A 20602-nucleotide genomic window follows, 5' to 3' on the forward strand; every position below is an offset into this window, starting at 1 on the left:
GCCTCGAAGTCGCCGAATGGCTGCAGCTCTGATTAAAGCGCAACTGCTGCCAGTCGATCCACGGATCAGTCCTCAGATAGTTGAGCTGCGCGCGGCAGGCTGATGCTTCAGTCCGATCAACTTGCAGCCACCAAGCTGGCCAAACCCCGAGGCCCCGCTAGTCTGAACACCTCACTACCGTTCGAGTTCGCAACTGCCGTGCCTCACTCTCGATGAAGGCCTACCGGACGCCTGTTGAGAGATTGTCTCGACCGGTCGTTTCTGTCGGCAGTGGCGGTAGGCATCATGCGTCGGCATTCGCGGCGTAAGTTCTTGAAGTTTTCCGTAAGACAAAACATGGCCACATCGGCATCGTTACGGCCTGTAAAGCGGTCACAGAAGCGGATCACGTCTGGTTTGCACGACACCAAGACTTCCTCGGCCCGACGATCTCGCGCGCGAGCGTATCCTGTGCACCACGTCGCTGCGATCGCGATCGCAGCGAGGACGGCTGCATAGCGATGCGCATTGCAAGTCCAGCCCATTCGTCGCTCTTGATTCACCAAACCTCTCTTAAGCCGCATATACTTCACTGTTTTTCTTTGCCCCGCGAGGCGGATCTGTTTACCGGATTCCAGCGCCTCGGTAGCCACTGCTTGTTGTTCCGGGCGCCGCAATGATACCGGCGCTCGGAATCATCGTACCGCTAGGCGCAACACGCATTGCGAGGACCGGGATCAAACAGAGATCGGCCGTTTAGCTCTTGTGTGCCGATGTTGGCTCCCAATATGGCGTTTTGCTTCGCAATGCCTACATCCTGACGTTACGGGCGGTTCAAGCACTTTGAGCGCGCGGACAGCGCATATCATCTCATATCAGCGCGTTTTTCGAAGAGAGGCTGCCAACCTTCTCCTTCGCGCAGATCGGAAGGTGCGCCAGCCGGAGGCAGCGACTTGTGTATCACTGACGCGTTTTACGGCCGCACATTCGCCGAAGCACCATCTCCAATGCGAGAGGCATGGTTTCACCCTCAGGTGCCATGTCATAGCTCCTGCATGTGCGGTTGGCGACGCGAACGTCCAAGGTCCTACGATGCGGCGATTCAGGACGCAGGGTGGAGACCGATGCAAAGCCTCCATTGCCACTAGCCGGCCAGGTATTCCTTAAAACGGCACGCCGATTGCTGGGTAAGGATCAAGCTGCCGCGAAGGAAGCGGTCGCGGCGGAGCCAGGATTCCAATGAAGTTAATTCGATTCATCATGATCGATCTAGCGCTGATGCTACTCGCACCTGAGAGTGCAAAGGCCACCATTGTGGCGACGGACGCAAACTTCGAATCGGCTCGCGAAGCTGTGGGATCCGTAATGCCGAGTTCTGGCCCCGAGCCAGTGATCGGACAGCTTTACCGCCAAGCCTCTCAAGCGGCGCTATTCGAACATGCGCTCGGCCCGCCAAGCAGACTGACAACCTTGCGCTGCTGGAAGGGCGCTTATCTCTCAATGCCAAGTGCAGCGAGCAACGCCCGATTGCCACAATCCTAGCGGCGCGAAGCTGCTCAACAAGACTCCGGTCTTGATACCAATCTGCAGTCCGCCCCCTGCCCTAGGCCCTCACGCGAGCAGAAAAGCCCGTGCTGCCGCGGGGTCGAGTGGATCGTCGGAAGCATGGGGATCAGCTCCACTGCAGCCATTGGCCTCCTGACTTAGCTGAGAAGATACAGCACATGCTAAGGTTCATCAGAGAAGCCAAAAAGGGCTATATCGAAGTTGCCTTCAACGGTTCTCTCGGAAGCATTTTGCTAGATACGCAATTCAGCGTACCAGCCAAAGGCGTCACAGCGATTCTTGGTCCGCCTGGGTGCGGCAAAACTACACTCGCGCGCTGCATCGCTGGCGTCCAGCGCCTGCCGAATGGATTCTGTGCGATTGATGGGGAGATTTGGCAGGATGAGACTACGTTTCGACCGACTCATCTTCGTCACGTCGCATATGTATTTCGCCTACCGATTCTCTCTTCTCATTTGTCTGTACGACACACCCTTTTATACAACGCGTCCAAATCGGAACAGACACTGATCGATTTTGATGGTGTGGTCGAATTGCTCGCCTTGGCGCCACTGCTCGAGCGTTTGCCATCAGATCTTTCCGGAGCGGAGCGACAGCGACTCGCCCTTGGCCGTGCGCTGTTGGGCCAGCCTCGGCTACTCTTGCTGGACGATCCACTCATTGGGCTCGACCGCTCCGCCAAATGCGAGATCCTGCCCTTTCTCGAGCGCATGCGGCAAACGCTTCGATTGCCGATGATTTACTTCGGCCATGACATCGCTGATATCGAGCGTTTTGCCGATTATCTCGTCATGATGAAGGATGGCGCCGTGACTACGGCCGGTCCGCTCAATGTCATTCAGAGCGATGCGGCGCTTGCCAGGCGGGGCGAAGCGGCAGTCTGTCTTGATACTACGGTCGGCGGGTATGATGGGCGCTATGGGCTGATCATGCTCCGCCTCAAAGCTGTGCGCTTTCTGATACCTGGAGTGCCGCTTACACCGGGCGCGCCGCTGCGGCTGCGCATCGCTGCCGACGACGTCAGCATTGCGCGCGAACCTCGGCGCGCAAGCTCTATCCTCAATGTTTTTCCAGCACGCATAAAAGCCTCTCTGCCGCACGGCGAGGCTGAGGTCACCTTGGTTCTGACCCTTGAAGCCGGCCGATCTGGCGTGCCGCTTTTGGCGCGCGTCACACGCCGCTCCTTTGATGCGCTACGGCTTAGCAATGGAGGGCAAGTATTCGCGGAGGTCGCGCGCGCCGTTCCGCTCGGGCTGCCGAGCGGTTGCTTGCAACGCCTACCACATTCGCAGGAGCACCTTCGACAGCTATGCCCGATGCGAGAAAAACACCAACAAGATCCCAGCCGTGATCGATAATCTACATGAGATCGATGCGAATAGTGTTCCGGGCAGTTCTCTACCTTCCAAAAGACGAATAGGCTACTGGCCGATGTGGCTCAGGATGTCGGGCACCAATGCGTACGCATCGGCGACAGGTGCAGCGACACTCGAGGCCAGCAAATGGGCACGCACATTATACTAGCAATCGATGTTGCGAGGGGAGAAAAGATCTCGATTTCGCAACCACTCGGCAGCAGGTGCCCTTTAGTCTTGGTATAAATGGGCTTGCCGAGGCCGCAGCCGTCGGCCCGGCCAGCTGTTTCTCGTTCTTTTGGCGAATTTGCTGATCGCGAGGAGATCGACCTTATTGCGAAGCGTGCGGGAAATGCCGACGGGCGAGCCTCACCGCGGACTTGGCAGGCTGCTGCCTTGATCGTGGCGCGCAGCCGGGCCCAACCCGAGCTGCGGTGTTTGGTTACAACGATACCGGACGACCTGAACGCGACAGTGGGGCTGCCGAGCACGTCGGCTCCGCAATCGTCCACCAGAATCTTCGCCATCTCCGGAAGCCGCCTTAGCTCTAGCGTCCGCTCCTGCGCCACCTTGATGTCTTACGAACGTGCCGATTGTGGACCTTCAATGGCGAGACGTCGCAGTTCGACCAGCTGCGCCCGCTAAACAGCGCAAGCCGACATCAAGCCCGTAGCCGGCTTTGCGGTGCCGTGCCGGTCGATGACGAGACTGCTACGGTTCAGGTCTGTCGTCTTCCCGCCACCCGCCTGACCAATGCGCGCGTTCCGTCGAGCTCAAAGGCACCGCAATCGTAGCCATTCCTCTGCTGGGGTATGGCGGTGTTTTGCAGGTTGGCCCCAACGCCTTGTAAGAGCATTGGTGCTCCAGATGACCGTCAGCTTAGTGCTGATTGAGGCACCAAGCGCGCGAACATGCCCGGACCCAAGCCGCTGGGCTGGTCTTGTTGCGCCCATTCCAGACCTAAGAACGGGTGGCATATAGTTTGCTCCACCAGTGAGGTCACGATCTACAAAAGCAAGTTTGTGAGGACAGCATGCTCGGAATTGGAAGTCAGTTGCCGCCATTCGACATCACAGGCGTGAAGCCCGGTTTTCATGCGCAGGAAGAAGAAGGGCAGAGTGCATTTGAGACGCTGACCGAAACGAGCTTTCCGGAAAAATGGAAGATTATCTTCTTTTACCCCAAGGACTTTACATTCGTCTGCCCGACAGAGATCGCGGAATTTGCCCGGCTTTCCAAAGAATTCGCTGAACGGGATGCGGTTGTACTGGGTGGTTCGACTGACAACGAGTTCTGCAAGCTTGCATGGCGGCGTTCGCATGTCGACCTGCACAATCTCCCAATCTGGCAGTTTGCCGATACAAAGGGAACGCTCGTCGATGGTCTTGGCGTGCGTTCACCCGAAGGGGTCGCCTATCGTTGCACCTTCATTGTTGACCCCCAAAACACGATCCAGCACGTTTACGCGACCAATCTCAGTGTGGGGCGCAGTCCTAAGGACACGCTCCGCGTTCTGGACGCGCTGCAAACCGGCGAGCTCTGTCCCTGCAACCGCGAAATCGGCGGCGAAACCTTGAAAGTTGCTTGAGGCAGCATGTCGTGGATCGAACAAATAAGGATTCCCGATTTCGCGAAGGATGTCCGGCTTAACTTGATCTCCGTGGTGACCGATGAGACGTTTTCGCTGCAGAGAAAATACGGGCTGCTGCTGGCGAGTGCGGCTGCCACCCGCAATGCAGCCCTGGTGGCCGCGCTGGAATGCGCGGCGTCCGCCGTGATGACCTCTGTAGAGATCGCCGCAGCGAAAGCCGCCGCCACTGTGGAGGCAATGAACAACGTCTACTACCGCTTCGCTCACCTCGTTTCCGACCCGGAATACAAGACGATGCCGCCACGGCTACGTATGGACGTGATCGGCAATCACGGGGTGGACAAGACAGATTTCGAGCTGTGGTCGCTTGCTGTCTCCGTCATCAATGGTTGCGGTGTCTGCATTGATGCCCATGAGAAGACACTGAGGGCCGCGGGCGTTGATTCCAGAGCGATACACACCGCCGTGCGTTTTGCTGCGATCACGCAGTCAGTGGCGGTCGCTATCGAGGCCGCTGGGTCCGCCCCCGCTCAGGCGAGAGGCTGATCTCTACTCTGCCATTCGATCGACGCAGTTGGGGCGCCACGCAGTGGCACCGCAACGAGGCCTTTGCGGCTCCCGCACGAGCTGCACGGCGGGTCACGTCGGCAAGTCATGTTGCGCGGCGTCCTCATGAAGAGCGTCGTGGTCGAATTCCCGCCGTCCCGCAGATGACACGCAATGCGCCACGGATAGGATGAGTTCCCACGCCTCGCCTCGGTCGCCCCGACGGCCTTTCGTTCACCATCACCCAAACTTGAACAGCACACCATACCCGCCGCGCGGATGGCTCCATTGGATGTCGCCGGTCGGCTCAGCGATAACGCGACAGGTACCGCACTCGATGCAGCCGTCAACCGCTACCTCGACCTGGCCGCCGTCGTTGAGCTCATAGCACCGCGCGGGGCAGACTTTCAAAAGTGAAAGTAGCTGCGGCGATGGCGTTGTGTGCGCACGGACCTTGACGTGAGGGTTTCCGACGTCGACAAGATAGCGGTTGTAATACAGCTTGTCTTCGACGCGCACCGCGGGTTCGGAACTCATGCTTTGGCCTTCCATTGTTGGACTTCACACTGTTGCGGTCAGCGCCAGGCCCGCGCAAGACGACAAGCATCGCCGAACAGACCTGACCATGACCGCGCCTTGACAAAGGATTTCAGGCTAGCTTTCTCCTTTTCAGCCTTGGGCGTACCATCGACGCGCACAAAGTTCTGCATCGCCTTGGAGATGAGCTGCGGATAGGTGAGAAAGAAGTTCTGGGAGTGAGTATGCATTAGGGGCGGCAAATCCTTGTACTTCTTCAGATCTTTGATGACGAACGAATCGTCCAGCATCTTCTTGTAAATTGACAGATTTGTTGCACTCATCGGTTCGCCGCGTGATTTAACCAGACCTATCGCTTCCGCGGCGATACGGCCGGAGGTCATCGCGAGATTGGAGCCCTCACGATGAATGGCATTGTTGAGTTGGGCCGCATCGCCCACTACGACCCAGCCCTCCCCAAAAAGCTGCGGGATCGACTTGTAACCGCCTTCGGGAATGAGATGCGCCGAATATTCCTTGACTTCGGACCCTGCTAACAGGGGCGCCACAGAGGGATGCCTCTTGAATTGATCGAGCAGTCCGTACGGCGTTCGGCCCGTGCGCTGGAAGTCGGCGACAAGACAACCGATGCCAAGCGAAATGCACTCTTTATTGGCGTAGATGAAACCCATCCCGGTCATGCCACGAGAAATGGTGCCGGCCGCCTCGATCACGACGCCTTCATCGCCCCTGAGATTGAAGCGCGCCTCGATAGTCTCGCGAGGCAGGAAATGCATTTCCTTAACCGCGAGCGCAACGTTGTCGGCTGTCGGGCGCGCGCGTAGGCCTGCACGTGTGCCGAGCAGGCCATTGACCCCTTCGGCCAGGACGACGACGTCGGCATGTATTTCGCCGTCTCTGCGATCTGTACGAACACCGACGATCCTTTCACGATCGTCCCGTACGAGCTCGGTGACGGTGGTCTCGCACAGCACGATCGCACCAGCTTCACGCACCTTGGAAGAAAACCATTTGTCAAACTGAGCGCGTATGATCGTATAGCGGTTCGGCCGCTCCTCGTTGAAGTCCTCCGAACGGTAGTGCATGCCGACATGGGAGCGGTCGTCCATCATCCAGAACCGCTGTTCGATCAGGTGGCGTTCGAGCGGCGCCTCCTCTCGAAACTCGGGGATCAGCTTTTCCATCATATCGGCATATAGGATGGCGCCCTGCACATTCTTCGATCCGGGATATTCGCCCCGCTCGAGCTGCAGCACCTTCATGCCGCGTTTGGCCATCGTCAATGCCGCCGCGTTTCCGGCCATACCGGCTCCGACCACGATCGCATCGAATTTCTCTTCAATCATCCTCATCTCCTCTAGACCGCGATCCGGGCGCGCGATTCTGGCAAAAGCCGCGCGCGGAATGCAGCCGTCAGCGTCGGTAGCAATTGAGTGGCATCACTGACGATCGCGAGATGGGCGAAGTCGAAGATCGGAGCGTTCTTGTCAGTATTGACGGCGACGATCAGATCCGCGCCCTCGACGCCAACCCGGTGCTGGATCGCTCCGGAAATCCCCGCGGCAATATAGAGCTTCGGCCGGATGGTTTTGCCTGTCTGGCCGATCTGCCGGTCAGACGTAACCCACCCTTTTTGCACGAGAGGACGCGAGCAGCCATATTCAGCCCCAAGCAGGGATGCGAGCTCGCGCACCAACCGAAAGTTCTCAGGCGATCCTAGTCCTAGGCCGCCCGCAACCACGACATCGGCATAGGCCAGATTGGACGTTTGTGCATCGCGGTCGGGCAGAAATGACAATACTTTTGTGACGATATCGTCTTCGAAAAGGCCGAGCGGATGAACGACGATACGAGCGGCATCGCGGTCGACACGCTCAGGCATCGGCATGACCCGCGGGCGGACGGTGGCCATCTGCGGACGATAATTTAGCGTGTAGATCGTGCAGAGCAGCGAGCCGCCAAAGGTCGGACGCGTCGCCGCAAGCGAACCATCGGCGTCCACGTCCAGCGCGGTGCAGTCGGCAGTGAGCCCCGTCGATAGGGTCGTCGCCACAGAACCTGCGAGATCGCGACCGAGCGTCGTCGCACCCAACAGCAGGATCTCGGGCTTGTAGGTGTTGACGAGTTCGGTTAGGGCCTTGGTATAGGATTCGTTACGGTAATCCGACAAAACATTGTCGCTCACGAGATATGCCAGATCGGCGCCATAGCAAAAGGCTTCAAGCGCGGCGTTACGTGTGTGCTGCCCCTCCGGACCGATAACCACAGCGGCAAGATTCACTTTTAGCCTGTCGGCAAGGCCGCGCCCTGCACCCATAAGCTCCCAGGAAACGGGATGCACCTGACCACGCTCAAGCTCGACGAAGACCCAGACGTGCTTGTACGACTTAAAGCGCTCCGGCAGCTCTTTTTTGGCTGCTGCGCGGCCGGCAGCCGCTGGCATGGCCGTTCTGCTGACGTTGCTCATAGTTTCAAATTCCTCCTCAACGATAGGGGCGCCGGCGCCACGGGTTGCTTTTTCGCTTCGTCAACTGAAGATCACTTTCGGTTAGCAAGTGGCTGGCTGCTCTGCCCCGCCTGCGTGTTCGGACCGGCCACACAACAACACAGGTCGTCGCAATAGACGCACCCGTCCGACCGGATTTGCAGAGGTCTTCCAAACTCGACCGTTACCCGTCGGGTTCGACGAGCGCCACCGCGGCTCGCCAGGGCGCTGTGGTGATTCTAACCGATCGCTTCGGTGCCTGAGTGGGCGAGTTCGTACGCTGCGCAGTACCTGCGACCGAGCTCGGCCCAACGACTCCACATTGGCGGTGCAAACGAGGGCGATCCTGGCAACACTTCTACGCAATCCATCCCGACCGTCAAACGAAAGCACTCCGTATGGGCCGAACCTGGCGCTCTTCGTGGCACCGTTCCCATCCGCCATGAGATGGGCACAAATCTGAGCGGGATCGGGGACCGATTTGATGCAGATGATGTTGTGCATACGGGGTGCAGGAGTAACGCGAATCGAAGACTTATCCATTGACCAGCATCTCACGGACGTTACGGAGCTTTGATCGCGTCAAAACCGGTTTCGAGGGGAGCTAACGCGATTATGGGCCTCGAAATGCTAGCGCAGGTCTCAGCAGGTAGTAAAAACAGCATCATAGGTCCTCCTTCAAACTCATCGCGGTCGACTGCTATCTGTCGGCACCGCTGACAGGACAACAGCAAGTGTCGTACCAGTTGCAAAGACCATTTAAAGCCAGTCGGAAGTAATGGCCTGCGACACAATTCAAACAACCGCTGATACCGTCGACACGACCAGTCCAGACATGGGTCGGGAATACGACAGCCGCCGCTCCGGTGATGGCTGCAGATACTTGAGCACAAAGAGAAGGCCCCAATATCGGATTGCCTCGGCGCCGGCCGGTCGTAATTCGCTTACAGTGAAACGCTAGATCACTTCAACTCGCTCAACGGGACAAAGGCCGCGGCCTTCTTACGGTCCGCGACGGCATCCTTCAAAACCTTGAACACTCGCTGATCGATCGGTGACGATGCCACGAAATCTGCATAGGCTTGCTCCAGCATCGCCTTGCACCTCGCTCTGATTTCCGGCTCTTCGGCGCCAGTAAATTGCTCTTCGGCAAAATATTGTCCCATGCGCTTTAAGATGTGAAGGCGCGCGACATTTACGATTTTGGGGTCGTAATCGACGCCAAGCAGCGAGAAAAAATCCTCTGCCGACGAGGCCTTGCTGAGCCGATCCAGGATACCGGCTGGCGTGGATGAGCTGATCATCGAAAATTCTCCTTCGGATTAGCTCTGGACGGTCAATGAGATGGGGGGCGCGTGTTGACTGCTGCCGTCCTGCCTCGCACAGCTGGTGCGCATCGCCACAGCCTGACTCCGGAAAGCGGTGCTCCCAACTTCGCTGCCCAGATCGGCAGGTCCGCCGGTGACGAAGCCAGTTGCGATGAAGATCCGGGATCAATGGCCAAATCACGATCTAGCTTGGCGCTCGTCAGGACGGTCGTCGGGCCGGAAATCAGCCGGGCGAGAAGATGCCGATTGGCAGTCCGGGGACAGCTCGTCATTGGGTAGGAGATCACAGCATGTATGGCGGAACGGGAAGTAAGATCTGGACGTGAGATCGCGCCAGGGGATCTGACGTGCGAGAGCTGGACGCCGCTCGTGCGATCAGCGACATCGCACACTGTCCTTGCGGCGCGTCGGTTTGCCAAGGGTCGACGCAAACGTTGCTGGACACGGCTTTTCACGCGGGGTGGGGTGCCAAGCATCCGCACACGTCGCGCCAGATCGCCGCCACGGTTTCGCGCTCGACCGGCAGCTTGTGCTCGATGGCATATTTGCGGACTTGCGACAGGATCTGCCTGGCTTGATCGTCGCTGGCGACGAGCTGCAGTTCATCGGGTATCGCGGTGATCGCCGCAAGTCCGGAATGCTTGCCGAACACAAAGCGGTTGCAGCGGCCAAGCAAAACGGGATCGAGCGATTGATAGGTGCGTTGATCCTTCAAAAGGCCAGCGACATGAATGCCGGATTCGTGCGTAAATACATGCTGTCCGACGATCGCCTTGTTCATAGGAATCGCACGTGCGGCCGCGGCTGCTACCACCGTGGCGACGTTCTCGAGCTCCGGGAGTATGATGCCAGTCTCGCGCCCGTAGAGCTGCTTGAGTGCGACCGCGATTTCCTCGAGCGGTGCATTTCCGGCCCGCTCGCCCAGCCCGATGACGGTCACTGAGGCGTGGCTCGCGCCAGCCCTGATGGCGGAGAGCGTGTTCGCGGTTGCGAGTCCTAGATCATCGTGACCGTGAAATTCGAGTTCGAGATCGGTAGTCGCACGCAAATTTCCGACCAGCGCGTAGGTTGCGTCGGGATCGAGCACACTGAGCGTATCTGCAATACGAAAGCGACGCGCGCCCGCGGCTTTTGCAGTCGCCATCAGTCTAATGAGAAAATCAATGTCGGCGCGGGAGGAGTCCTCACCACCGACGGCGACCTCAAGTCCGCGCTCACGGGCATAGCCTACCACTCGCTTCACCCGTTCTAGCGCCAGGTCGCGATGACCACCTAGCTTGGCCGCGATCTGGACATCGGAGGTCGGGACGGACATATTGATCATGGACACCTTTGCTTCGATCGCCGCGTCGACATCAGATTCCCGCATCCGGCACCAGCCTATGGTGGTCAGCGGAAGATCTGCTTCGACAATGGCGCGGATGGCGGCGATCTCCTCGTTACCCATCGCCGGCGTTCCCGCCTCGATCTCCGTGACTCCGACCCGCGCTAGCGCCTGCGCGATCGCCAGCTTTTCGTCTGTGGTAAACGCAACGCCAGGTGCCTGCTCGCCGTCGCGCAATGTCGTGTCGTTGAGCACGGTGGGCTTGGCGCGCACCTGGTCATACCGAGACGATTTGGCGGCGGTGCTGGCGGCGATCACGCGAGAGCTCCTCATTGTTTGACCTACCTACGCTTCAGCAACCAGCATGCCAGCCTGCCGTCCCGGGCCAATCCATTGACGACTCTACCGCTTCCGTCCTCGACCTTCTTGAGCAAATGAATTGTCGCAAATGCGACAGGTCATCAAGCGGACGCCTTGCCTGTTGCTACGCCGAGTTCGAACGTTAGCAATTGCGGCTCGCCAGGATGTGAGAATTGTCGCGGAGCACTTGGGGGCCGCCGCGGCCTTGAACACATGGTCACTCGCTCGCATGGAAACGGCGTCAGCCGCGCCCTCAACGTCCCGCGCGGCTTACCAAACCCGGCGAGGCTTTCTCGGATGACTGGGCGATAGCGGACCTTTGTTGCAGTTCAGGCGGCCAGTCGCCGGCAACCACCGGCCGAGCCGCCTGCAACAGAAGATCGCGCCGGCGCTCGGCCATCCGGCTCTCACCGCTTTCTTCACCGAAGCAGATGTTGAAGTCGTGACATTGATTGCACACGGGTGTTGTGCACATCACGAGGCCTTCATTCTCACAAAGCATGCGGTAGAAGAAGCGCTTCCAGCGCATATTGTTGAAATTGCGCGCGGCGAGCGGCGCGAAATGACGGCTCAGCAACCGAGAGAGTTCGCCACGATTGCGCAAGCCGAGAGCTTCCCACAGATGGTCCGGCTCTATCGCGCGGCGCGCGATCATCGCAGCCAGCCAGCGGCCGATATCCCCTTCCGTCGATCGTTGCTTGAGCAAGAGATCGCGCAGCATTGCGATCTCGTCGTCCTCTTCGCACTTGCAAGCCGAAAGCTGCTTCGCGAGCTTGATCTCAAGCGTAGGAAAGTACTGCTCCAGCAAGGCCACCAGTTCAAGGCCGGACAGGCCAGCCTTCTCGGGAAGGGAGCCACCATCCATTGTGGCAGCCGCCAGGATAGACGCCAGGACATGGCGATCGAGATTGCTGTCAATGGTAATGTCGGCATCTGCAGGCGGCACACCGGTGAGCATGCGGTAGGTTGCAATTCCCCTGTGCATCTGGGTGTTGACATCAACGGCACAAGCAGCCAGCAACGGAAGGAAGTGCGCTTCGGACAAATTTTGCGGGTCTCCACAATGGTCAGGTTTGCGTGCCGCATCCTGGTTTTGATCAGGGTCGCTCGTCAGAATGCCGGCCTCCCGGGATGGGCGGTGAGGGAGACCGGCATCCGTCGCGCGCCTTTACGAGGCCGCGAGTTCGGCGGCGGTCTTGCCGATGATGGATTCGTCCACGGGCTTCATAATGCCATGCTCCATCAGCATGTCCTCGAGCTCGTCCATGGAGATCGGGGTGGGGATGATGCCTTTGCCGCCATTATTGTGAACCTTGGTTGCAAGATTGCGATAGTGATCAGCCTGCTTGGAATCGGGTGCATATTCGAGAACCGTCATCCTGCGCAGTTCTGCATGCTGCACCACGTTGTCGCGGGGCACGAAGTAGATCAGCTGAGTACCCAGCTTCTTTGCCAACGCTTCCGCCAGTTCCAGCTCCTTGTCGGTCTGCCGCTCGTTGCAGATCAGACCGCCCAGCCGCACGCCGCCAGAGTTCGCGTATTTCAGGATGCCCTTGGAAATGTTGTTCGCGGCATACATCGCCATCATCTCACCGGACATCACGATATAGATTTCCTGCGCCTTGTTCTCGCGGATTGGCATCGCAAAGCCGCCGCAAACAACGTCGCCAAGCACGTCGTACGAAACATAGTCGATGTTCTCGTAGGCGCCGTTCTCTTCCAGAAAATTGATCGAGGTGATGACACCGCGGCCGGCACAGCCGACACCTGGCTCAGGACCACCGGACTCCACGCAACGAATCTCCCTGTAGCCGACCTTCATTACGTCCTCGAGTTCTAGGTCCTCCACGCTGCCGGCGCTCGCGGCAAGGCTCAAAATCGTGTCTTGCGCCTTGGCGTGCAGAATCAGGCGAGTCGAGTCCGCCTTCGGATCGCACCCTACAATCAGGATTTTCTGACCCATCTCGGCTAGCGCCGCCAGCGTGTTCTGCGAAGTGGTGGATTTGCCGATGCCGCCTTTGCCGTAGAACGCGATTTGTCTTAGTGAAGACATGTTGCTCTCCATCAACCGATTTGCCAAAAACGTTGCGCACTTCTTGTGCGAGCTTGGTTCTCTCACAGAAGCGGGGCACACGGGTTCAAGGGAAGGAGCGCATCGCTCGCCGTGGGCGTCGGCCTGCACTCAGCCCTCACTCAGTGTTGCTGCAGCTCATTAGCAACAGCCGTGCCAGCGCTTGGATCCACACATTAAGCTTCTGATTACGCTTACAAAAGCCAACCAGCCGGCGCGTGATCATTGGTTGTCTTGGATGTGACGCGATCTGCGCGGCTGTCGGAGAACAAACAAACAAGCACAAACATCAACGCCAAAAGCCGGAATCACGGGATCTATTCCGATCTCTCCAGTTGTCGAACGGAACTTGCTGTTCCTCTCACAACCCGAGCGATTTCGGGAGAGTGAATATGCCGGACGGGCTCGGAACATGGCGGACCAGCGGCGAGTGTTGCAAATGCGGTACGGCGCTCGATGCGCAGATATCGGAGTTGACGGGCAAGAACTTCGAATGGGCTCGCGACAGCGGCAGCGGCTTGCCACAGATTCAGCTCAGCATCCCTACATAGGTATGCCGTGGCGACAATCATCGTTTATCAGAAGCCCGGCTGCGCCAGTAACGCGCGTCAGATTAAAGCGCTCAAGTCCGCCGGCCATGACGTGGTCGTGCAAGACATCTTGAAGCAGCCATGGCACGCGGACGAATTGGGCAGCTTCTTCCGCAATATGCCCGTTAACTCCTAGTTCAACCGAGCCGCGCCTCGTATCAAGTCAGGCGAAGTCAATCCCGATTTTATCGACGCGGCAAGCGCACTCGCATTGATGGTAGGGGATCCGCTCCTAATACGACGACCGCTGATCGACGTAGACGGGGCACGAAGTGCCGGACTCGATCGTGCGCCAGTGCTGTCGCTGCTTGGCGGCAAGACGCAAGATGATCTCGAGGTCTGCTTGCACGAAGCACACCGCACGCGTTGCCCGAAGACGTGAAGACGCCGAGTGCCAGCCATCAGGCGAGGCAAAGAATGACGTTTCCACTTCCGGCTTGCTTTACGCCAAGTAACCGCGGAGCGCTTCCCTGAAAGGGCCCGCGCGAGCGGTTGCTCGTAGGTTGGCATCGCCGATATTCCACTGGAATGCCGCGCTTGCCGCTTTGCAACATGTGAGAGACGTAGCCGCATTTGCTACCTTTATCACGCGCGACCTCGGCGGCCCGCGTTAAATCGGAGCGCCACCCCGAGAGGCAGATTCTTCAAAGGATTCGTTTAGACTGACTACTGGATTGAATAACGATCAAAGCAGAACACGTTTCGCAGCCGTGATCCTAATGCAACTTAGCGGGACAATTGTGCTAACGGTCGCTTCGATTTTGATTGGTATCAAATACTACTCCGTTCCTCATGTGTGACAGAGATCTCGCGCGGCTGCTCGCGCGAGTTTTGGAATGGAGACTTCGATGAGAGTACTAACAGTTCTGGCGAGGGCATCGGTCCTCGCGCTTGCGAGCTCGTTGGCCAGCAATTCGGTACGAGGTGCGGATCTGGGCCCGGCGCCGGTCTACTATGTCTACTATAAAGCGCCTCCAATAGAGCCCGACAGCCCCTGGATGATCCGCCTGCGCGTGCTCGGCGTTTTGCCGGATACCGCAGGTAGCTCGGTCAACGTTGCCGGGACGCCATCGCTGTCTTCACCAAGTTCAGGGCTTTCGCTCAGCGATCGAGCCATACCAGAGCTCGATATCACCTACTTCTTCACAAGGAACGTAGCCGCTGAACTCATTCTCGGAGCGACTCGCCATCACATCAGCGGCAATGGCGTCCTCACTGGGCTCGATATCGGCACCGCCTGGCTGTTGCCGCCAACATTAACCCTGCAATATCACTTCACCGATTTCGGCCAGTTCAAGCCCTATATCGGCGCTGGCATCAACTACACTGCATTCTTCAACCAATCGGCAGCCAATGCGTCGCTTGGCGGCCTTGCCGTCACGGATCTACACATCAGAAACCAATTCGGCGCGGCGGTCCAATTCGGCTTCGATTACATGCTTGACCGTCACTGGGGCCTCAATTTTGACGTGAAGAAGCTGTGGCTGCGGCCGGAGTACTCCGCGACCGTAAACAATGCGATTGCTGTCACCGGGCGCGCCAATATCGATCCATGGCTCGTCAGCGGGGGCGTCGCTTACAGGTTCTGAGGCCAGAACAGGGTCATAAAGGAGACTCCGTTTGATCAACTCGGACGCTGCGAGCGCATCAAGCGCATCTCCTGCCCTCGCCGTCTGCAGTGGGGAGCCGGCTGACGCGTCATCGACGCGTCAGCTGGCCAGAGGCAGAAATTCATTCGTAGCATTGCTATCGCTGTGAGCCACGGATCGCGCGGCACGTAAGTGACGATACACGAACAGATCGGCGCGTTATAATCCTATTACTGCTTCGCCGCGCGTTGCAGAGGAGCCACTTTGCCTATTTGGCCTCACAACAGGCGGTGCGCCACGCCCCATGTCAATGACCTACTGTTAGCGACCCGGCGCTCGAGTTGGACGGTCAACCTCAGACGATCCGAGCTCCGAGCGGCCGGGCAGCTCATGGACGAGCACGCCGTCCATGCTTGCTGGTCCGGTCAAGTGGTCGCGACGACGCCTCTAACTTCGCTTGAGCACCATCACAAGGCGGTCGACACGTTTGCCCTGCTTGAGGTGGGATTTGACGATCTCGTCAACGTCCTCAAGCGTGGTCACGCGGTACCAGATTCCACCGGGATAGACGACCAGCAAGGGACCAGAGTTACAAAATCCAAGGCAGCCCGCCATCGTGAAACCAATATCGTTGAGGCCTTGCGCTTCGATCGCCTTGCCCATTCGATCCCACAGGGCTTGCGCGCCTGAGGCGCCGCAACTGCCGTGGGCATGGCCTGGCGGACGCTGCGTGTTGCAGGCAAAGACATGATGCCGATAAACCTGAGGGAACTCCATTTCTTTTTCTGAGTTCATGCGCCTATCCTCTGATAAATGCTGAAGGGATGAGGTGCGAGCACATCATGCCCAACAGTCTCCGACTATTGAACGTCCCATGATTCCCACCCGCGCTTGCGGAACAAGGCGCAATGAGCGGGCGCCATAGTGGTTGTCGTCGCTAAAGATGAGCGATAAATACCTACGCGTCCGAAGCCGCCTCCTGATCAATTCCAACCTCTTCTCCTGTCATCTCGATCTGTTTATCCACTCATCGCGTATTCACGATCCAAATTCTTTAAGGTAAGTTGCACACCAGATGCGCAACGTTCGCTGCTGCAACGATTCTTTGCTTTGGACGGCGCGCCTCGCAACGATTGCCCAAGTAGGGGCAATGTCGTTCGCTTCTCGCTTCTATCAGCGGTCCCCGACAGGCTAAGAGCCATGGCCTCGTTCAGCTCAATGGCATCGGCCGGACCGACCGCAAAACCCTCGGACCTATTCGCTCATCAAATCTCGCCGGTTTCTGTTCGCTCATCTCGGCCTCGCGGTTTCCTGCTTGAAGACATCGACCGCAGTCCGGCTCAGCCGAAAAATCCCGCGGCCTCGAGTGAGCGGCCGATAAGCCGAGCTGGCACGGGTATTGAGGACATCAAACCATTGGTCTGGCGTGAGCTTGGCCGGACGCTCGCTGATTTGTATCACCCTCCCGTTCGGGGCGAAGCGGACGTGGATGACGATTTCTTGCGAGTTCATACGATCCCCATTTTGGTAATAGCGATCACGGCCCAAAGTGACCGACGATCTCGATTATAACGTGCTTGGCTTCGGGCACTCGGCGCCGGCCTCAAGCCGAGCCTTGGACGCCGAGACTTTTTATGATTGAGCAGGCCTTCTCCGCGGTCGCCTGGAACATTTCTCTTCCCCCTTTCCTGGACGAATACATGTCGCCGGTGGCATCCAGCGCGCTCCTGCATTTTTGTGGATCACGATGCACAAAGCACGTATCCTTGGTCCGCTTGCTCATCTCTCGCGATGATAGTTGTGCGCGCCATCCAGCTGAAACTCTGCTAATTCAGTGCTCGCCGCACACCGCTCCTTTTGGCCAACAGGACGCTAGTCGGTCGCATTGGGTCGGCCGTAATCTGCACGCAGCGATGTCGGGTCGATCGAGAAGGTCGAGACGAGAAAATTGTCGGAACGGCTGATCCGATAACTCTGACGCATCACAGCCGCCCCAAGAAAGCTGCGGAAAACGGCGCCGCGGCCCAACAAACGGGCCCATGTCGGCGCGATCTGCAGCAAGCGTTCGTTCGATTTCGATCAATTCTTTCGCTGTGAGCGCCATCGTGGCTTCTCTTCGACTAAAAGGCTGGTCCCTTATGGCCAGAACAGACGCTCAGGATCCGCGTTCAATTCGTCGATTGCAGAAGGCAAGCGGAGGTAAAGGCTGTAAAATTCCCAGATTCCTTGGGCATGATTCTTCCGAAAAAGCTTCCAGATCCCGCTCACGGTATCATAAAGAATTAGGGCGACATCGATGAGAGCGCCATCCGTGTCGATGTTGCGCGAGCAACAAGGGCTCTCGACGAGGTAGCCGCCCCTCACCGGCCCCACTTTCGGCGAGACGTAAAGATAGCGCTTGCGCGCGCTCAAGCCGCGCTCAATTCGTTTGCGGTCGAGCTCGTTTGGGTGAGGCAGCAGCTCCGTCTTTGCTTTCCTCATCAGCGCAGCATTCATGGCGAAAGCCTCCTTCAAAGCACTGTTATTTCTTCTTCAAGACAGCCGATGAGCAGCGCCTCACCAAAATCGACAATATAGACCGGCACGTTCGCTTCGGTGTGGATAGCGACTTTGATGATTTCTCCGGTCGCTCCGGCGGCGAGCAAAACTCCCTCGGGCTCCGCGTTCGGAAATGAGCTGTCGTTGGTGAGGTCGACTGCGGCTTTGACTCGCTGGCCGCGTCGATATTTCGGAACGCCTTGCTGAGTCATGTCTCCTCCGGTAATGGCAGATCATCAATCTCCTGACAGGTCTCCACCGGCTCTAGCTCCTTGCGTTTCATGCCAACGCGGTGGCCGCTGTCCAGAAATTCCACACCGTAGATGTAGAATTGCTGCAAGAAAGTGCCGATCGAGACGACGTAACCCACCTCCCCCTTCTTGACTAAGACGTCACCAATTTCCTTGCCGGGATAGGTGCCATCGTTTCGGATGGTGCGATTGGCACGGAGCTTTTGGCCAAAGCTGAAGACGGGTGGGTCGCTGAGCTCGACGATGTCGCTGTCACGAAGAATGCTGTTCATATACCCCTCCTATGCGCCGCTCCTCTGCAGAGGCAGAGAAGCCGCCTAGCTCACGCGGGCAACACTCTGCATCATTTCGTGCTCACGCGCCGTATCGTCAATCACATCGACGATGGGAGGGTTGCCTCGGAAGCCGCTCTCGTACCACGAAGCGCGCTCGGACAGCCGAGATGCCGCCAGGCCGTGCTGCCGACGCAACAGCACGACCGCAGGACAATACAGAGCAGTCGCCGTCCGCAAGGGCGCGAAGGCCGGCGCCTGCGACGTCGCCAGCCCCAAGGGCGACGCTTGGGACGGATTCAGCACCAGGTCTTGGCATGCCGCTCATGAGACCTCACGCATTAGCCCGGCGCTTGATAGCGAGGCAAGGACCTGTCAACCACGCAGGTATTGTCGACCGGACAGGCGGCTACACATTGCGGCTCGTCATAATGGCCAACGCATTCGGTACATTTCGTCGCTTCAATGACAAAGTGCCCCTCCTTCTCCGATATAGCAACGTTCGGACATAAGGGTTCGCAGGCTGAGCAGCCCGTACACTGCGAGGCGATGATTTTGAACGGCACATATTCCCCCTTACGCCGCAGAGATCCGAGCTCCCAGCGGAATCGCAGCGTCGCCGCGCTCCACATGCTGGATCTCCCCGCGCTTCACCTTGTCAAGATAAGATCTGAACCAAGCGATTGCCGACTTCTCAATGAATTCATGGGCGAATTGATCGACCGGCTCGATGCCCGCCTTGATCAAATTGCTTTTCGGGCAGCCGCCAATCTTGGCCACGAACACCGCATGGCAGTCACGGATTCCGCGCACGATGGTGGAAAGTCTATCTTCCTCGCCATAACCGCCCTGGCAGTAAACCTCCACACGGCGTAGGCCAACGAGTTTGGCGCCGGATGTAGAAAGCTCGTACACTTGGAATTCTTTTGCATGCCCAAAGTGCTCGTCGATCAACCCCGAGCCCTTGGTTGCCACCGCCACCAGAAGAGTGATCGCGCTCATCTCTCCGGAAAGCTTCTCAAGCTCCTCTTGGCAGGCCTCGGCTTTGGAGACGCGCTCATTCTCTGCCCTTTGCTGATATGCCTTGCGCATCTCTAAGTCATATTGGACGTCCATTTTCATCACCTGATCAGTGGTGAACTCTGGGCTGCGGTCGTCCCCGAGTAGACCAACCGCATCGGCGCGGCACTGGCGACAATGCCGCATCATGTTTATCTGTCCTTCGCAAGCATCTTGCAGCGCTTTCAGTTCTTGCGCCGTTGGGCCGCGCTGACCGCTGAGGCCAAATGCTGTGCCATGCTCGGGTGCGGAGATCAGCGGCATGATATTGTGAAGGAAGGCACCGCGCGATGTGACCGCCTTGTTGACCTCGACCAGGTGGTCATCATTGATGTTGGGGATCATCACCGAGTTTATCTTGCACAGGATACCCCGTTCGCTAAGCATCTCGAGGCCTTTCAGCTGGCGATCAGTGAGTATCTTTGCCGCCTCGATTCCCGTGTATCGCTTGTGGTTGAAGAAGATCCACGGATAAATCTTGGCTCCGATTTCGGGATCAACCATGTTGATGGTGATGGTGACGTGGTCAACCTTGGACCTGACGATGGTATCAACATAGTCCGGCAGTGCGAGTCCGTTGGTGGACAGACACAGCTTGATGTCGGGAGCCGCCTTGGTGACCAGCTCGAATGTTTCGAACGTCTTTGCTGGATTGGCCAGAGCATCGCCCGGTCCAGCGATGCCAAGCACTGTCATCTGCGGAATGGCGGTCGCGACCGCGAGCACTTTTCTCACCGCCTGCTCAGGGGTCAGCTTCTCGCTCACCACGCCCGGACGCGATTCATTGGCGCAGTCGTATTTTCGGTTGCAGTAATTGCACTGGATGTTGCAGGCAGGCGCGACCGCGACATGCATGCGAGCGTAATGATGGTGCGCGTCTTCGCTATAGCAGGGATGGTTTTTGACCTTTTCCCAGATTTCGGTCGGCAGATCGCCTTGGCCGGCCTTCGAGCCGCAGTTCGGCTGCCCGGTCTTCGCCGAAGCGCAGCAGCCCTTCTGATCGGTGGTGGGCTGCATCATCTTGCCGTGATTTACTGCAGCTTTGACATATGTTCCGCGTCCGACGACCGCGTTCATTCGCTTTTTCCCCTGGAGACATCGTCGCCCTCCCAGGACCATCCTTGAGCGAGCCTCAAGAAGCCGGGTAGCAACTTGCATGCC

At 58.1% G+C, this 20602-nt stretch carries 19 protein-coding genes; 5 read left to right on the plus strand and 14 right to left on the minus strand.

Translation table 11 applies throughout. The annotated features are described in order from the left end of the window. Window positions 1–1703: 1703 nt before the first annotated feature. The 3 genes from modC to I6F12_RS25140 all read left to right on the plus strand — a co-directional run bounded on the left by modC (window position 1704) and on the right by I6F12_RS25140 (window position 5037). A complete protein-coding gene (gene modC, locus I6F12_RS25130) occupies window positions 1704–2903 on the plus strand; it encodes a molybdenum ABC transporter ATP-binding protein (protein ID WP_225124645.1) in 1200 nt (399 codons plus the stop codon). Window positions 2904–3933: 1030 nt separating this feature from the next. Continuing rightward, window positions 3934–4488: a peroxiredoxin gene (locus I6F12_RS25135; protein WP_036014864.1), complete on the plus strand. Its 555-nt coding sequence runs from the start codon at window positions 3934–3936 to the stop codon at window positions 4486–4488. Window positions 4489–4494: 6 nt separating this feature from the next. Further along, entirely contained in the window at window positions 4495–5037 is a 543-nt protein-coding gene (locus tag I6F12_RS25140) for a carboxymuconolactone decarboxylase family protein (protein ID WP_036014866.1), read from the plus strand. Window positions 5038–5277: 240 nt separating this feature from the next. Here I6F12_RS25140 and I6F12_RS25145 read toward each other — a convergent pair whose 3' ends face one another. From I6F12_RS25145 to nifH, 7 genes are all read right to left on the minus strand, one after another. Next, window positions 5278–5574 (minus strand): ferredoxin family protein, encoded by a 297-nt coding sequence (locus I6F12_RS25145; protein WP_036014950.1) that lies wholly within the window; start codon window positions 5572–5574, stop codon window positions 5278–5280. A 38-nt stretch (window positions 5575–5612) separates the two neighbouring features. Then, a complete protein-coding gene (locus I6F12_RS25150; RefSeq protein WP_225124646.1) occupies window positions 5613–6920 on the minus strand; it encodes an FAD-dependent oxidoreductase in 1308 nt (435 codons plus the stop codon). Window positions 6921–6931: 11 nt separating this feature from the next. Beyond that, window positions 6932–8041, minus strand: coding sequence for an electron transfer flavoprotein subunit alpha/FixB family protein (locus I6F12_RS25155; RefSeq protein ID WP_036014870.1), 1110 nt, complete (start codon window positions 8039–8041; stop codon window positions 6932–6934). 980 nt (window positions 8042–9021) lie between these two features. Then, window positions 9022–9363, minus strand: coding sequence for a nitrogenase stabilizing/protective protein NifW (gene nifW / locus I6F12_RS25160; RefSeq protein WP_036014872.1), 342 nt, complete (start codon window positions 9361–9363; stop codon window positions 9022–9024). Window positions 9364–9838: 475 nt separating this feature from the next. Further along, complete coding sequence (nifV, locus tag I6F12_RS25165; RefSeq protein WP_225157504.1) at window positions 9839–11026, minus strand: homocitrate synthase; 1188 nt, start codon at window positions 11024–11026, stop codon at window positions 9839–9841. Window positions 11027–11324: 298 nt separating this feature from the next. After that, the gene (locus I6F12_RS25170) at window positions 11325–12116 is read right to left on the minus strand and encodes a nitrogen fixation protein NifQ (protein ID WP_225124647.1); all 792 of its coding nucleotides are present in this window, start codon (window positions 12114–12116) and stop codon (window positions 11325–11327) included. 123 nt (window positions 12117–12239) lie between these two features. Then, on the minus strand, window positions 12240–13124 hold the full coding sequence (nifH, locus tag I6F12_RS25175) for a nitrogenase iron protein (RefSeq protein ID WP_036014954.1): 885 nt from the start codon (window positions 13122–13124) through the stop codon (window positions 12240–12242). A gap of 576 nt (window positions 13125–13700) precedes the next feature. Here nifH and I6F12_RS37525 point away from each other — a divergent pair. Both I6F12_RS37525 and I6F12_RS25185 read left to right on the plus strand, forming a co-directional pair. Next, window positions 13701–13868 (plus strand): hypothetical protein, encoded by a 168-nt coding sequence (locus I6F12_RS37525; RefSeq protein WP_338129091.1) that lies wholly within the window; start codon window positions 13701–13703, stop codon window positions 13866–13868. A gap of 700 nt (window positions 13869–14568) precedes the next feature. Next, on the plus strand, window positions 14569–15321 hold the full coding sequence (locus tag I6F12_RS25185) for an OmpW family outer membrane protein (protein WP_081493866.1): 753 nt from the start codon (window positions 14569–14571) through the stop codon (window positions 15319–15321). A 447-nt stretch (window positions 15322–15768) separates the two neighbouring features. Here the strand turns inward: I6F12_RS25185 and I6F12_RS25190 are convergent, their stop codons facing one another. From I6F12_RS25190 to nifB, 7 genes are all read right to left on the minus strand, one after another. Continuing rightward, entirely contained in the window at window positions 15769–16116 is a 348-nt protein-coding gene (locus tag I6F12_RS25190; RefSeq protein WP_225124648.1) for a (2Fe-2S) ferredoxin domain-containing protein, read from the minus strand. 1077 nt (window positions 16117–17193) lie between these two features. Then, complete coding sequence (locus I6F12_RS25200; RefSeq protein ID WP_225124649.1) at window positions 17194–17382, minus strand: hypothetical protein; 189 nt, start codon at window positions 17380–17382, stop codon at window positions 17194–17196. Between the two features lie 75 nt (window positions 17383–17457). Further along, window positions 17458–17817, minus strand: a complete 360-nt coding sequence (locus I6F12_RS25205; RefSeq protein ID WP_050991954.1) for a DUF3024 domain-containing protein — start codon at window positions 17815–17817, stop codon at window positions 17458–17460. A gap of 14 nt (window positions 17818–17831) precedes the next feature. Then, window positions 17832–18071: a nitrogen fixation protein NifZ gene (locus I6F12_RS25210; protein ID WP_036014885.1), complete on the minus strand. Its 240-nt coding sequence runs from the start codon at window positions 18069–18071 to the stop codon at window positions 17832–17834. Beyond that, window positions 18068–18382 carry a nitrogen fixation protein NifZ gene (locus I6F12_RS25215; RefSeq protein ID WP_036014887.1) on the minus strand — a complete coding sequence of 105 codons (315 nt, stop codon included), beginning with the start codon at window positions 18380–18382 and terminating at the stop codon, window positions 18068–18070. Before I6F12_RS25215 ends, I6F12_RS25210 begins: the two co-directional genes overlap by 4 nt. 341 nt (window positions 18383–18723) lie before the next feature. Next, the gene (locus I6F12_RS25220) at window positions 18724–18948 is read right to left on the minus strand and encodes a 4Fe-4S binding protein (protein WP_225124650.1); all 225 of its coding nucleotides are present in this window, start codon (window positions 18946–18948) and stop codon (window positions 18724–18726) included. Between the two features lie 10 nt (window positions 18949–18958). Continuing rightward, complete coding sequence (gene nifB / locus I6F12_RS25225; RefSeq protein ID WP_225124651.1) at window positions 18959–20518, minus strand: nitrogenase cofactor biosynthesis protein NifB; 1560 nt, start codon at window positions 20516–20518, stop codon at window positions 18959–18961. Window positions 20519–20602 lie beyond the last annotated feature (84 nt).

The sequence above is a fragment of the Bradyrhizobium sp. IC4059 genome (assembly GCF_020193615.1).
Taxonomy (GTDB): Bacteria; Pseudomonadota; Alphaproteobacteria; order Rhizobiales; family Xanthobacteraceae; genus Bradyrhizobium; species Bradyrhizobium yuanmingense.